This is a genomic window from Trichocoleus sp. FACHB-90, from assembly GCF_014695505.1.
GTDB classification, from domain to species: domain Bacteria; phylum Cyanobacteriota; class Cyanobacteriia; order Cyanobacteriales; family FACHB-T130; genus Funiculus; species Funiculus sociatus.
This window is the reverse complement of the sequence record NZ_JACJOK010000021.1, coordinates 37,355-50,769: the sequence shown is the minus strand read 5'-3', so window position 1 is coordinate 50,769 and position 13,415 is coordinate 37,355. Positions and strand designations below refer to the sequence as shown.

Genomic DNA, 13,415 nt, shown 5'->3' with positions numbered 1-13,415 from the left:
ACGAAGAGGTTATGGGTTTAGAAACTTCAACAATTTCAAATTAAGAAGTTTTCTGACTTGGCATTTTGCCAGCTAGTTTCAGTTTATTTTACATACTATGTTCGGTAGAGCCGCAGCAACTACTCCCGGTAATTTCTGAACAACCCTACCCGCTTTTATTTGCCACAATCAGCGGCGCACATCTGTATGGTTTCCCGTCGCCTGATTCTGATTATGATTTACGTGGTTCGCACATTCTGCCAGTATCAGAGGTTGTTGGCTTAGATACTGGACGGGAAACTATTGAAGTCTCAGAATTACGCGACAAGCTAGAAATTGACCTGGTAACTCACGATGTCAAAAAGTTTTTTTCGCTATTACTCAAAAAGAATGGCTATGTTTTAGAGCAACTATATTCGCCTTTAATTCTGCACAGTACGCCAGAACACGAGGAATTGAAAGACATTGCCAAAGGCTGCATCATTCGCCATCATAGCCATCATTATTTAGGCTTTGCTCAGACGCAATGGAAACTTTTTGCCAAAGAAGAACGGCGGCGAGTTAAACCCCTGCTTTATGTTTATCGGGTGTTATTAACTGGCATTCATCTGATGCGAACGGGTGTAATCGAAGCCAATTTAGTGCAGTTGAATGAATTATTCAAATTACCCTACATTCCTGACTTGATTGAGCGGAAGTTAGCAGGAGCAGAAAAATCTGTTTTGGAAAATGCTGATATGGCATTTCATCTGAGCGAATATGAACGATTGTTAGGTGAATTAGAAGAGGCGAGTCAAAACAGTACCCTACCGGAATCGCCTTCTGCCAAGCCTGCGCTGAATGACTTGCTGGTAAGGGTACGGTTAGCATCTTTTACAAACAAGTTAGGGTAGGTTTAGTTGAGGAACCTCACCCAACAAATACTTGTGGGCGTTGGGTTTTGCTACCGCTCAACCTAAAATTAATAGGTATAATTATAATTCAAGAGGCAAATTTTTAATTAAATCTTCGCGGTTGTTACTACTCTTTAGAGATTTAATAACATTTTTATTCGCTTTTGCATAAATGGTGGGGTAATCTCTCTCGCCTAGTTCTTCCCTCACAGGATATGCAAGCATTTCTGTATCAAGACTAAATTCTGCTGCTACTCCTTTTTTATTACCACGGGCATCAACTCTAATCCATCTATTTAAACTTTTCAAATAAATTGCGTTCAAACCATGTAAGGTGAACCACGGTTTATCAGTGTCATCTAAAATAAGCTTTTGATAACAAAGTCCGGTGGGAATTCTTAAGTATCGTAAGATGGCAGCTAGTAAATGTGATTTTGCATAGCAAATGCCTTGTTTGTATTTCAAAACATCGGAAGCATTGCAGGTGACGGTATCGCTGTTTATATCGAATGAATGGGAGATTTCATCTCGAACATATTCATATACCGTTTTAGCTAAATGAATGCCATCATTTCCAACATTGTCCGATAAGTTATTGGCGATATTTTGTATGCTTTTTATGTTATAGTCGATGACTTCTGAGGGAGCTAGATATTCTTCAAGGTTATTAAGTTCAGGTATTAATTTCATTGGATTTATACTGGTTTTATTTGGCAAGGCTAAAATATTTGATCCCCCCAACCCCCCTTGAAAAGGGGGCTAAGAAAAAGTCTTACATTGTGTTAATTATTTAAAACTGAGGGCGGCGACAAACAGGCAACCCCAGCCTACAATAAATGCTACTCCTCCTAGTGGAGTAATTGCTCCCAGCCATTTGACACCTGTAAGACTCAAAGCATACAAACTACCAGAGAACAACGCCACGCCGACGATGAAGGCATATCCAGCTGCCACCAGGTTTGATTGTGCTGCTTCGGCACGACTTAATAATAATGCTACCAGTAACAGCGCCAAAGCGTGGTACATCTGATAACGAGCGCTAGTTTCAAAAATTTCTGTCGCCCTTTCAGTTAGTTTTTCCCTTAAAGCATGGGCAGCAAAAGCACCAAGGGCGACAGATGTAGCGCCGAGGATGGCGGCTATACTCAAAAAAATCCGCGTCATTTTCTCAGGTGAGTCCTAAGAGTAGTTCTCTTCAATTTTAAATGCTAAAGATTGAATCGATAGGAAATTCCTCCCTCTGAATTAACATCAAAATTGGCATCGAACTCTTTCGCTTTTTCATCCAAATACTGCTTGGCTTCCTTCCCTGATAGCTGCGCCTCTGCTGCAAAGCGCAATGTTGTAATGGTGCCGTCGCCGTCTTGGATGAGCTGATAAAAGATAGACTGGAGGCGATCGCGTGTTTCTTTGGAGTGTTGTTTTTGCAATCCCCTTGCCAGCCATCCTCCCAAAGCTACTGCGGGTAGCCCTAAAACTAAACCTCCTAAACCAGCCTCTCTATCTTCCTGCTTATCCTCCGGACTAGCATCCTGATTTGGCATCGTAAAAACGATTAACGGGACTAATAGAAGAAGACCGCCGAAGGTAAGTAGTAAACCCGCAGATAGTTTCTTAATCAGCTTCATAGGGCAGTTGATATATTCAAGACTGCCGCGATCTTAACCTCAGTTTCGGGTAGCTTCCAGTAGGCGGGAAAAATAAAAGCGAGTCTTAGTCATTGCTTTGCGCTGAATGACAAAACCGTTACTTTCCAGAATCTTCACGACATCAGCTTCGCGGTGCAGGTAAGCGCGAGTTGCTTTGCTGGGGCCTGGGAAGAAACTGCCGATTTTCTTAAGCAAACTGAGGGCTAAAGTTTTCGGTGCAAAGCTGAGAATTATCCGAGATTCGGCCATTGAACACAGATGAGAAATCATCTCGGCGGCTTTGTCTTGGGGATAGTGAATTAACACATCCAGACAAATCACGGTGTGATATTTGCCGCTCAATGTTTCCAAATCCTGCACTGTAAACGTAGGATTGCTATTGTTGCCTAAAAGTGCTTCGGCTCTTTCTTTGGCTTCTCCTACCATTTTTTCGGAGATATCGCTGGCGTAGAGTTTGGCACCAGCTTGGGCGAGGGGAATGCTGAGGCTACCAACACCACATCCCGCATCGCAAATGGAGAGAGTTGCTAAATTGCCATCGTCTGTTAGCCAGCTGATGACAGTCTCGACTGTCTGCTGATGCCCTTCGCGGATATCTAGTTGGACTTTATTAACTTCGCCATCGCCGTAGATGCGCCGCCACCGATCGAATCCGGTGGAGTTGAAGTAGTCTTTTACTATCGTTTTGTCGTCTGCTGCGTTCATGAAATTGGTTTTTGTTTAACTGTTCCCAACGCTTAAACTTACCATTCTGCGAGGTCAGTAGTATTAGTTGAGCCGTATTAGGCGGTGGAAACCGCTGCTAGACAAACTAAACCTGCCTACGCAGGTTCCAATTGCCTTGATTCTCCGTTAGTTTACCCTTCTCGGATGAGATTCTGTATAGCCGTGAAAATCTTTGCCAGGGCTTTGTGCATCTGAGTACCTTAAGCATTGGGAAATAAGCGTTGCCAGGTTAGCTCTTTGGTTGCTTCGTCTAGATGCCAGCGCAGCAGTTGATGAGCGGGTTGGCTGAGGTAGGGGCTGGTTTCGTTGTTTTTTTGGCGATCGCGTTTTGATGGTTCTTTGAGCAACCCTATGGCGCGACGAGGTGCTATGGTTGCTAGCGCGATCGCATCCTCTATTTGACAAATCCCCCACTTGACTAAATTCTGCACTCCCACCAACAGCGGTAATGTTGTCCCCGAAAGGGTGCCATCTGGTAATCTTGCTGTACCATTTTTTACTTCTATTTGCCGAGTATCCCACGGGTAAATGCCGTCTGGTAGCCCTAATGGTGATAATGCGTCGCTAACTAAAAATATGCCTTTTTCGTAGTCGCTGGCGCGTAGCAGCATCTGGATCATTGTCGGGGAGACGTGCTGACCATCGGCAATTAAACCACACATTACGTCAGGATGGACGATTGCTGCTCCGAGTAATCCGGGTTCTCGGTGATGTAAACTGGGCATGGCGTTGAAGGCATGAGTCACCATTGTTGCACCCGTGTTAAAGGCACGTTGCGCTTGAGTTTCTGTGGCTTGGGAGTGTCCGAGACTGATGGTAATGCCAAGCGATCGCAAATACTCTATTGCTTCCCCAGTTTCATCTAGTTCTGGTGCCAAGGTGATTACTTTGACAATACTGGCGTAATCCCCTAAAATTCGCTTCACGTTGTCAATTGTCAGAGGCAATAAATACTCTGCTGGGTGTGCGCCGCGCTTTTGGTAATTCAGAAATGGCCCTTCTAGATGAACTCCCAAAATCTGGGCGCTGGCTTGATCTTTCTGCTGGGAGGAGGCATCAGCGAAAATGGATAGCGATCGCTGTATATTCTCTACTGATGTTGTGACGATAGTGGGCAAAAATCCATCTACGCCCTGTTCCCACAATAATTTAGAAATTTCGGGTATTTTCTTGCTATTTTCTAAATTAACTTCTGGAAATGCTAAGCCTAGCGCCCCGTTAATCTGCAAATCCACGCCTCCCAGAGAAAGCCACTCGCCGCCTACATCTAAGACTTCTCCATCTGGCGATCGCATTCCTTTTTCAAAGACGCGCATCGGTGAGATTTTCTCAATTGTGCCTTGTGTAACGGAAATTTCCTGTAATCCTTGATATCCAGGCAGTCTAACGTTGATAATATTCACAATTCGATTATCCCAAATCTAAAATCGCATGACTCAACCCCTAGTTGGTATTATCATGGGCAGCGATTCCGATTTGCCTACTATGCAAGACGCGATCGCAGTCTGTGAAGAATTCAGCGTAAACTGCGAGGTAGCGATCGTCAGCGCCCACCGCACCCCTGAACGAATGGTAGAATATGCCCAACACGCCCACCAACGCGGCATTAAAGTTATTATCGCTGGTGCTGGTGGTGCTGCCCATCTGCCGGGAATGGTTGCTGCTTTAACACCCTTACCTGTGATTGGAGTGCCAGTAGCTTCTCGCCATTTGCAGGGTGTCGATTCTCTCTATTCCATTGTGCAAATGCCAGGGGGAATTCCCGTCGCCACTGTCGCTATTGGCAATGCGAAAAATGCTGGTTTATTGGCTGTGCAAATATTAGCTTCCCACCAACCAGAATTACTTGAACGAGTCCAGCAGTATCGCCAAAATTTAGCCCAATCTGTCATGGAAAAGCAAGGGCGGCTAGATGAACTGGGCTACAAGCAGTATTTAGAGGAAAGGCTTTAATAGGAATTCTGATACAAGGATTGTGAAATTCTTGCCCCTAGCAAGTTTTATAAATTTAAGCGTTGCACGATTCAAACAAAATCGTACAACATTTTTGTGCAGCAATCAGACGAATTATTAAAACTTTTTACCCAATCGGTTCTATATAAAAATTTACACTCAATGAGTTAGAAATATTGTAATATCTTACTCTAGATTTTATTCATCCCCCGAAAGGTATACTTTAGCTACAGGCTACAACTGCCTGTAGCTAAGACTTTGGAAAAATTATTTTTTGGTCAACTCTCTAAAGTCTGAAATAGGGAACTGTATTCTATTATACAGAATTTGTGATGAAGAAAATACAAAATCTAAGGACTTAAAAGGCAAAATTACAATTTTTCCAAACGCCAATAGCGTCTTGAATCCCTGTGGGGTTGTTTCTACAAATAGGTCATTTACCGCTTCAGAGGGCTAGATTTACCCCGATTGCGAAACTGTTGGATGTGTTTTAAGCGGCAAGGAAACTGCACTGATGATCTCTAGACTAAAGATAAAAAAGAAGAAGTCGAGGACTAAAAGTAAGCGACTTTCTTCAAATGGGCTACCTTACTCCCCTCGGAGCGCCATGATGTGGAAGCAGTTACAGACTGCTATTAAGAGGTTAACTCCGAGTTGGCAAGCTTGCATTCCTATAGCCACAATCATTGTGATGCTGTGGGGTTACTCGGCAGTTGCTCAAGATGCTCCAGCAGCCGCTGGCCCGACAACGGCGGAGCTAAAGGTAGCATTGGATACTTTGTGGGTAGCGATCGCTGCCTTCCTAGTGTTCTTTATGAACGCTGGTTTTTGTATGTTAGAAACTGGCTTTTGCCGCCAGAAAAACGCCGTCAACGTTCTTGCCAAGAACTTGATCGTGTTTGCTTTGGCTACCGTTGCTTTTTGGGCGATTGGTTTTGGCTTGATGTTCGGAGATGGCAACCCCTTCATCGGACTCAATGGATTTTTCTTAGGCGGAGCCGATAACAGTCCCGCCACAAACGATGCCTATCAAGGCGTCTTTAGCTCTCTCAAATGGGCTGGCGTCCCTTTAGCTGCTAAGTTTTTGTTCCAGCTAGTATTTGCTGGAACCGCCGCCACAATTGTTTCTGGAGCAGTTGCGGAACGGATTAAGTTTGTTGACTTCTTAATCTTCAGCCTCATACTCGTAGGTATTATCTACCCAATCACCGGACACTGGATTTGGGGTGGTGGCTGGCTACAAACGCGAGGATTTTGGGATTTTGCCGGCTCAACTGTAATTCACTCGGTTGGTGGTTGGGCAGCTTTGATGGGAGCTGCATTCCTGGGGCCGCGCCTAGGAAAATATCAAGACGGGCAGAGTGTTGCTTTCCCAGGTCACAACCTGAGCATTGCCACCTTGGGCTGTTTAATTCTCTGGTTGGGCTGGTTTGGTTTCAACCCAGGCTCCACAATGGCTGCCGATCCCAATGCCATTACTCACATTGCGCTGACAACCAACATGGGAGCAGCTGCGGGTGGAATCGCCGCTACAGCTACAGCTTGGTTGTACCTGGGTAAGCCGGATCTGTCGATGATTATCAACGGCATCTTGGCTGGCTTGGTGGGGGTTACAGCCGGCTGTGCTTTCATCAGCATTGGTAGTGCTTTGATCATTGGTTCGATTGCCGGAGTTGTGGTAGTTTTCGCTGTCACTTTCTTTGACAAGCAGAAGATTGATGACCCAGTGGGTGCTACCTCGGTTCACCTTGTCTGTGGTATTTGGGGTAGTTTGGCAGTGGGTCTATTCAGCGTCGGCCCTGGTGTCTACTCCTGGTACGGCGACGGTCTTGGCCCAGCGAAAGGGTTACTGTTGGGCGGTGGCCCTGGACAGTTCATCACTCAACTGATTGGCGTTGTTTCAGTAGGCGGCATGACAGTTCTACTGAGTACAATCTTGTGGATGGTGCTTAAGGCAACCCTTGGTATCCGAGTTAGCCCTGAAGAGGAGTTTGAAGGCTTGGATATCGGCGAACACGGTATGGAAGCCTACAGCGGATTTGCCAAGGAAGCAAGTGCAGGTGGTTTTGCTGAGACTGGTAAGCACGGTGGAATGCCAAATTCACCGGGAGAGTATGTCAAGTAAAGGCAAAGGCTAATAAGTATAAGGAAAAGGCAAAAGAATTTTTTCTTTTGCCTTTTTCTTTTTCTGGGAGCGATCGCGTACATTATCGCCGCCCCTGGGATCTTCATCATTCTCAAAATCCTAGATGCTACAGTCGGTCTGCGACCCAAAACAGAAGCCGAAATGTAAAGAATGGATATCAACGAACATGGTGAGGAAGGTTCAGGACTTACGCACTTACCGTGAACTAAAGTTCCGGCTCAAAGCCCAAACCCATTGAAATGGGTTGGTTCGGGTTTTTTAGTCAGTTTCAACTGACTTGGGCTTTGGGCCAGGAAATTGATTTCCTGGTTCCTAGTGCGTAAGTCCTAAAGGTTATGAAGATGAATTCGGAGGGGGGATGAGTTTTACCAGTGAGTGAAACTAAACAAATTTATTGCTGATAGCCTTTAAAATCAAATTCAAATGCTGAATTTGAGAAGTGTGTCTACCCGCTCGAAAACCTTGATTCCGGCTTGGGCTTTCATTTCCTTGGCTACTAACGGGCTGCTGATGCTAACAACGATCCTGTTGCTGAATCGGGATCGGTGGCTACCAGTCAGATTTCAATCTAGCGATTCTACATCGCAGATGCAAACTCCGCCGGATCTCTCTACCAGCCTGATGAGTAAAACCCTTGCTCCCCAACCAACCTTAGGACAACGCCACCAGTTGTCTTATCAACAGTGGGTGGCTTTGCTGGGGCGAGAAGCTGAGGTAATAGCAGCAAACAAACCGCCAAATTTAACCGTCCTAGCTGGGGATTCCCTCAGTTTATGGTTTCCTCCTGAGCTATTACCAAGCGATGCTCCTTCGGGGACTAGGGGCGATCGCACTTGGCTAAATCAGGGAATTTCTGGCGATACTTCCGCTGGGTTGCTCAACCGATTATATGTATTTGACCAAACTGAACCGAGTACGATTTTTGTGATGATTGGCATTAACGATCTGCTTCGGGGAGGGAAAGACCAGACAATTTTGGCGAATCAGCGACGGATTATCCGGTATCTGCGGCGAGTTCATCCCCAAGCCGAGATTGTGATTCAGTCGATTTTGCCTCACAGTGGAGCTAGGTCAACCTTTCGCGCACGCGATCGCTTGTCGGAAGTCCCCAACAGTCGCATCCGCAAGATTAACCAACAACTAGAAGCGATCGCACGTTCAGAAGGTGTCAATTATCTCAACCTGTATCCCCTCTTTAGCAATTCTCAAGGCGATTTGCAACTCGATTTGACTACCGATGGCTTACACCTGAATTCTCAAGGCTATTTAGTCTGGCGTTCGGCGCTTGTGCTGTTCATGGGGCTGCAACTAGAACCCGCAAATGCCAAATTTAATTAAAATTCTCCTTCCTCTGGTTTCTCTCGTTCTCATCCTCAGCCTGGGAACGAGGAAGCGAGGGTAATTTACCTTTCCCTACGCATCCAGGCAATTTATGATTTACAAGGAGATAAGAGAGAACACACAGGAAACGGCTAAATGGATACAAAAGCCTTCAAACGGTCATTAAACAGTTCTGAGAACTACCATCGCAAGGGCTTTGGTCATCAAGAGGAAGTCGCCGGAGTCCTCCAATCAGAATATCAAAGCAATTTAATTCAGCAAATTCGGGAAAACAACTACACCCTGAAACGCGGTAATGTCACCATCCGGTTAGCACAGTCGTTTGGTTTTTGCTGGGGTGTGGAACGCGCCGTAGCAATGGCTTATGAAACCCGTCGCCACTTCCCCAGCGAGCGAATTTGGATTACTAACGAAATTATTCACAACCCTTCTGTCAATAAGCGCTTGCAGGAAATGCAAGTCGGGTTTATCGCCTTGGAGGAAGGGAAAAAAGATTTTTCTGTAGTCGATACTGGTGATGTGGTGATTTTACCAGCCTTTGGTGCCAGTGTTCAGGAAATGCAACTGCTCAACGATAAGGGTTGCACAATTGTTGATACAACTTGCCCTTGGGTTTCCAAAGTCTGGAATACTGTTGAGAAACACAAGAAAAAAGCTTACACTTCCATCATCCACGGTAAATACAACCACGAAGAGACAGTCGCCACCAGTTCTTTTGCTGATAAGTACCTGGTAGTGCTAAATATGGCACAAGCTGAGTATGTCGCTAACTATATTCTCAACGGGGGCGATCGCAATGAATTTATGGTGAAATTCAAGCGCGCTTATTCGGCTGGCTTTGACCCAGATAAAGATTTAGAGCAAATTGGCATTGCTAACCAGACGACGATGCTTAAGAGCGAAACCGAACAAATCGGTAAACTATTTGAGCGGACGATGATGCAAAAGTATGGCCCCACCAATCTTTCGGAGCATTTCCAAAGCTTTAACACTATCTGCGATGCTACTCAAGAGCGCCAAGATGCAATGTTTGAGCTAGTAGATGAAAAGCTGGATTTAATGGTGGTGATTGGCGGTTTCAATTCTTCCAATACCACACATTTGCAAGAAATAGCCATTGAGAGGGGGATTCCGTCTTATCATATCGACAGCGCCGAACGAATTGGCCCAGGCGATCGCGTGGAGCATAAGCCGCTGCATGGCGATTTGGAAGTAAAGCCGAATTGGCTACCCGCTGGCTCAATTGTAGTGGGAATTACTTCTGGAGCCTCAACTCCCGATAAGGTTGTGGAGGACGTAATCGAGAAGATTTTTGAGTCGAAGGCTGTGGCGCTGGTTTAAAAGCTAGGGTGGGCTTCCACCCTACAAAATTTTAACTATCCATCTTACCATCGGAGACTGGGAAAGCATCATTAAACTGCTGCTGGTCGTAATGGTAAAGAGTGCGGATTGGGTAAGGAATGTTAATTTCAGCGCGATCGCAAGCTGCTTTGAGCGCGATCATTACCTTGGTTCTGGTGCGGCGCACCTCTATCTTTTGCGGTAATGTCCAATAGCGCACCACCAGATTAATTGAGCTATCACCAAAGCCCACACCATCCACTTCTGGCGCTGGTTTTGGCAAAACCCCCTCGACTTCAGACACAGCTTTCTGGAGGGTAGCGATCGCGTGGGGGATTGGCGTATTGTAATCTACTCCTATCTCCAAGTCAGTCCGGCGGTGAGTCATAGCAGTTAGCACCTGCACCGGAGAAGTGAAGACGATCGCGTTTGGCAGTACCACTCGCTCTCCCTGATAAGTCATAATTTGGGTAGAGCGAATCGAAATTTCTTCAATAGTACCCTCGAAACCCTCTACAATCACCTGATCGCCCAACCGAAAAGGCTCCTGCAACAGCAGCAGCACTCCCGCCAGGAAATTTTTGAAAATATCTTGAAAGGCGAAGCCAAACGCCACAGAACCCAGACCCAGCAATCCAATGATGTCACCCAGTCGCAAGTCTGGAAAGGCAACAACACAGGCAAAGAGAACTCCCCCCACCCAGGTTCCAACAAAACAAGTCTGCATTAGCAGCACTCGCAGGGATGGGTTTTTCAGCGCCCGCCTGCCAATTCTAGCGACCATCTGTCGCACCAGATTAGCTCCGTAACGGGTTAAAAAGAGAACCGCGATCGCTAGAAAAATTCCCGGTAGCGCCTCAATGGTATAACCCATCGTGTTTAACAGGCTCTGTTGAATTTCTTTGAGCAGAGCAGTCATAGGCGCGTTAAAATCATCTCAACTCTGGAGAACAATATCAGAAGATACAGGCAAAGCTGTTTTTTCTTTAGTTATTTTGGCGTAAAGGCGTTTCTGGAAATCATCAAAAATGCTTAGCCCGCGCAGGCGGGCTTGATTTTTGTAAGCGCCCATCAACGGCTAATGTGAGTTTTAGTCTTCGTGATCTTCAAACGGATCGCTCAATTCCTTGGCAGGAGGGCCAAAAGAGGTATAAATTGAAAGTCCAGTAATGGCGACGACAAAAGCACAGATACTAATGCTAAGAACTGTTGCGGGTTCCATAGGTTGAATAATTTATGAGAGCTTATCTTATACAATATTACAAAACGTTAAAAATTTCAGTCGAGATTGGTCGCTAGTAATCTATGGCACAACGCACTTGGTTAGGAGATAGACTCAAACCCCTGAACTCCGAATATGGAAAAGTCGCTCCCGGTTGGGGTACGACTGGATTGATGGGTGTTTTCATGGCGCTATTTTTCGTCTTTTTGCTGATTATTTTGCAAATTTACAACTCCACACTCCTGATTGACGGTGTGGATGTGGATTGGAAAAGCCTAGGCGGTTAATAAACTGCTACAAGGCTCAGAGCCTTGGGGCTTTGCTTAACGCCGTGAGTGAAGAACACGCGAGTTTTCCCGGCTATGCCGGGTTTTTTTTGTCAGGAAAGCAGGAAAAAACCTATGAATGTATTTGGCATTGGCCTGCCGGAAATGGCGCTGATAATGGTTGTGGCTCTTTTAATATTCGGCCCCAAGAAGTTGCCAGAAGTTGGTCGCAGCCTGGGTAAGGCAATTCGAGGGTTTCAGGAAGCATCCAGAGAGTTTGAGGGCGAGTTTAAGCGGGAAGCAGAAAATTTAGAACAAGTAGTAAAAACCCTTCCCTCGTCTGAAAGTGAGAAAGTGGCAGACACGAATTCTGAGAATCATGCCACAAGCTCGTCTCAACAAGGCTAAATATTCTATCTAGTTTCTAGTCAGATGCTGGAAAGTATGTAACGGGGGCGATCGCGCCAGAAGCGATCGCTTCTTTGCTCCTATCTACCTAAATTCTATTAATTAGCAGCCACTGGCAGAAATTCGTACTGCTGCAAAATCTGTCTCAAGGAAAGACAAAGCTTTAAAGCTGGGGCAATATTGGTAAAACAGTTGGTTAACAAAGCAGCGACACCAACACTTAGGTTAGTAGATTTAACCTTTGGGGAAATAGCAGGGGCTACAAGCCCCCAGCATAAAACTCATAAGCAGACAGCAGGCATAACGCCATTCAGTTTTAGGCTTTTCATCTTTGATTGACTAAAACTCGCTCTAAACTTTGGTTCCAAAAATCCAAAATTCAAAATCTAAAATGGTAGATATCCCCAAAACGTACCCCTAAACGCGCTCTGTTTTGCCATTCTGCTCAGTTGTACTGGGTACCTCAAACTTATACCCTACCCCCCGAACGGTTTGAATTAGCTCCGGCTGAGCCGAATCAATTTCAATTTTCCGGCGAATCTGGCCGATATGAACGTCAACCACTCTTGGATCTCCGATGTACTCGGAAGCCCAAACTTCTTTGATCAACTCTGCTCGTCGCCAAACTCGTCCCGGATGACTCGCTAGAAAATGTAGCAAATTAAATTCTAAGGCGGTCAGGGGGATTGGCTGGTCGCTAATATTCACTTCCCTACGCACTGGATCGATAACCAGTTTGTCAAAGATCAAACGTTGCTGTTCAGCAACTTTCAGGGGTCGGTGACGCTTAAAAAGCGCTCCTACCCGCACACCCAGTTCCCCTAAACTAAAAGGCTTGGTGATGTAATCATCCGCGCCTTGCAAGAACCCGTGGATTTTATCGTTTTCGTCGGCTCGACTTGTCAACAGCAGCACCAAGACATCTGTGCGTTCCTGTAATTCCTTACAAAGTTGATAGCCAGTCGTGTCCGGCAAATTCACGTCTAGAATCACCAGGTTCGGGTTGAATTGCTCAAAGACGGCGCGGGCTGTCTTCCCGTCTTCAGCAGACTGCATTTGATAGTTTTGCTGACTTAAAAACCGATGAATGAGATTCCGGATGGCAGGATCGTCATCCACGACAAGAATTTTGTGAGTTGCGGAAGCCATGACCATAACTTTCCACTAAAAACTGGATTATGATTAACGGACAAAAGAGGTGTTCAGCAAAGAGCGGCGTGGGGAGAATTTGCGCTCATTTTCGCTTAAACACAAGTTCCCCACTTTAATTAGTGTTCCCAACCTAATGGCGTAATGAGCATTTTAGACAATTATCGGCGCTCGCTCCAGGCGATGAAAATATCTTGTAATGGACAATTTTCCAAAATTAAGGTTTAAACGGGTTGTTTTATGTCTTTTTTGGCTAAAAAGATGAATTTTACCGATCGCACTGGGAGGAATCATCTGATGGCTGGGGTAGTGAGCTAGTAAAAGTGTTTTTCGGCTCAAGTG

Annotated in this window: 15 protein-coding genes; 7 read left to right on the top strand and 8 right to left on the bottom strand. The window is 45.6% G+C overall.

What is annotated here, in order from left to right:
• Positions 1-92 precede the first annotated feature (92 nt).
• Positions 93-872: a nucleotidyltransferase domain-containing protein gene (locus H6F74_RS06715; RefSeq protein WP_190438156.1), complete on the top strand. Its 780-nt coding sequence runs from the start codon at positions 93-95 to the stop codon at positions 870-872.
• 81 nt (positions 873-953) lie between these two features.
• Here the strand turns inward: H6F74_RS06715 and H6F74_RS06710 are convergent, their stop codons facing one another.
• The 5 genes from H6F74_RS06710 to nagA all read right to left on the bottom strand — a co-directional run bounded on the left by H6F74_RS06710 (position 954) and on the right by nagA (position 4,650).
• Positions 954-1,589, bottom strand: a complete 636-nt coding sequence (locus H6F74_RS06710) for a transglutaminase family protein (protein ID WP_206756293.1) — start codon at positions 1,587-1,589, stop codon at positions 954-956.
• Between the two features lie 69 nt (positions 1,590-1,658).
• On the bottom strand, positions 1,659-2,036 hold the full coding sequence (locus H6F74_RS06705) for a DUF423 domain-containing protein (RefSeq protein ID WP_190438148.1): 378 nt from the start codon (positions 2,034-2,036) through the stop codon (positions 1,659-1,661).
• Positions 2,037-2,080: 44 nt separating this feature from the next.
• The gene (locus H6F74_RS06700; RefSeq protein ID WP_190438147.1) at positions 2,081-2,500 is read right to left on the bottom strand and encodes a hypothetical protein; all 420 of its coding nucleotides are present in this window, start codon (positions 2,498-2,500) and stop codon (positions 2,081-2,083) included.
• Between the two features lie 39 nt (positions 2,501-2,539).
• Positions 2,540-3,226, bottom strand: coding sequence for a magnesium protoporphyrin IX methyltransferase (bchM, locus tag H6F74_RS06695; RefSeq protein WP_190438144.1), 687 nt, complete (start codon positions 3,224-3,226; stop codon positions 2,540-2,542).
• Between the two features lie 221 nt (positions 3,227-3,447).
• The gene (nagA, locus tag H6F74_RS06690) at positions 3,448-4,650 is read right to left on the bottom strand and encodes an N-acetylglucosamine-6-phosphate deacetylase (protein WP_347269484.1); all 1,203 of its coding nucleotides are present in this window, start codon (positions 4,648-4,650) and stop codon (positions 3,448-3,450) included.
• A gap of 28 nt (positions 4,651-4,678) precedes the next feature.
• Here nagA and purE point away from each other — a divergent pair, with 28 nt between their 5' ends.
• The 4 genes from purE (at position 4,679) to H6F74_RS06670 (ending at position 10,028) form a co-directional block, all read left to right on the top strand.
• Complete coding sequence (purE, locus tag H6F74_RS06685; RefSeq protein ID WP_190438141.1) at positions 4,679-5,200, top strand: 5-(carboxyamino)imidazole ribonucleotide mutase; 522 nt, start codon at positions 4,679-4,681, stop codon at positions 5,198-5,200.
• Positions 5,201-5,714: 514 nt separating this feature from the next.
• The gene (locus tag H6F74_RS06680) at positions 5,715-7,325 is read left to right on the top strand and encodes an ammonium transporter (RefSeq protein WP_190438138.1); all 1,611 of its coding nucleotides are present in this window, start codon (positions 5,715-5,717) and stop codon (positions 7,323-7,325) included.
• A 444-nt stretch (positions 7,326-7,769) separates the two neighbouring features.
• Positions 7,770-8,684, top strand: coding sequence for an SGNH/GDSL hydrolase family protein (locus tag H6F74_RS06675; RefSeq protein WP_190438133.1), 915 nt, complete (start codon positions 7,770-7,772; stop codon positions 8,682-8,684).
• 138 nt (positions 8,685-8,822) lie between these two features.
• A complete protein-coding gene (locus H6F74_RS06670; protein ID WP_190438131.1) occupies positions 8,823-10,028 on the top strand; it encodes a 4-hydroxy-3-methylbut-2-enyl diphosphate reductase in 1,206 nt (401 codons plus the stop codon).
• Between the two features lie 31 nt (positions 10,029-10,059).
• Here H6F74_RS06670 and H6F74_RS06665 read toward each other — a convergent pair whose 3' ends face one another.
• Together H6F74_RS06665 and psbN are read right to left on the bottom strand one after the other, a co-directional pair.
• Positions 10,060-10,947, bottom strand: a complete 888-nt coding sequence (locus H6F74_RS06665; RefSeq protein ID WP_190438127.1) for a mechanosensitive ion channel family protein — start codon at positions 10,945-10,947, stop codon at positions 10,060-10,062.
• Between the two features lie 171 nt (positions 10,948-11,118).
• Entirely contained in the window at positions 11,119-11,250 is a 132-nt protein-coding gene (gene psbN / locus H6F74_RS06660) for a photosystem II reaction center protein PsbN (protein WP_190420022.1), read from the bottom strand.
• A gap of 83 nt (positions 11,251-11,333) precedes the next feature.
• Between psbN and psbH the strand changes: the two genes are divergently transcribed.
• Positions 11,334-11,537, top strand: a complete 204-nt coding sequence (gene psbH / locus H6F74_RS06655) for a photosystem II reaction center protein PsbH (protein WP_190420020.1) — start codon at positions 11,334-11,336, stop codon at positions 11,535-11,537.
• Positions 11,538-11,651: 114 nt separating this feature from the next.
• On the top strand, positions 11,652-11,924 hold the full coding sequence (locus H6F74_RS06650) for a TatA/E family twin arginine-targeting protein translocase (RefSeq protein WP_190438124.1): 273 nt from the start codon (positions 11,652-11,654) through the stop codon (positions 11,922-11,924).
• Between the two features lie 417 nt (positions 11,925-12,341).
• Here H6F74_RS06650 and H6F74_RS06645 read toward each other — a convergent pair whose 3' ends face one another.
• On the bottom strand, positions 12,342-13,079 hold the full coding sequence (locus tag H6F74_RS06645) for a response regulator (RefSeq protein ID WP_190438120.1): 738 nt from the start codon (positions 13,077-13,079) through the stop codon (positions 12,342-12,344).
• Positions 13,080-13,415 lie beyond the last annotated feature (336 nt).

Coding starts and splice junctions, on each gene's coding strand:
- psbH (WP_190420020.1), top strand. CDS start 11,334: ATGGCACAACGCACTTGGTTAGGAGATAGACTCAAACCCCTGAACTCC.
- psbN (WP_190420022.1), bottom strand. CDS start 11,250: ATGGAACCCGCAACAGTTCTTAGCATTAGTATCTGTGCTTTTGTCGTC.
- H6F74_RS06650 (WP_190438124.1), top strand. CDS start 11,652: ATGAATGTATTTGGCATTGGCCTGCCGGAAATGGCGCTGATAATGGTT.
- H6F74_RS06700 (WP_190438147.1), bottom strand. CDS start 2,500: ATGAAGCTGATTAAGAAACTATCTGCGGGTTTACTACTTACCTTCGGC.
- H6F74_RS06645 (WP_190438120.1), bottom strand. CDS start 13,079: ATGGTCATGGCTTCCGCAACTCACAAAATTCTTGTCGTGGATGACGAT.
- purE (WP_190438141.1), top strand. CDS start 4,679: ATGACTCAACCCCTAGTTGGTATTATCATGGGCAGCGATTCCGATTTG.
- H6F74_RS06675 (WP_190438133.1), top strand. CDS start 7,770: ATGCTGAATTTGAGAAGTGTGTCTACCCGCTCGAAAACCTTGATTCCG.
- H6F74_RS06670 (WP_190438131.1), top strand. CDS start 8,823: ATGGATACAAAAGCCTTCAAACGGTCATTAAACAGTTCTGAGAACTAC.
- bchM (WP_190438144.1), bottom strand. CDS start 3,226: ATGAACGCAGCAGACGACAAAACGATAGTAAAAGACTACTTCAACTCC.
- H6F74_RS06680 (WP_190438138.1), top strand. CDS start 5,715: ATGATCTCTAGACTAAAGATAAAAAAGAAGAAGTCGAGGACTAAAAGT.
- H6F74_RS06665 (WP_190438127.1), bottom strand. CDS start 10,947: ATGACTGCTCTGCTCAAAGAAATTCAACAGAGCCTGTTAAACACGATG.
- H6F74_RS06705 (WP_190438148.1), bottom strand. CDS start 2,036: ATGACGCGGATTTTTTTGAGTATAGCCGCCATCCTCGGCGCTACATCT.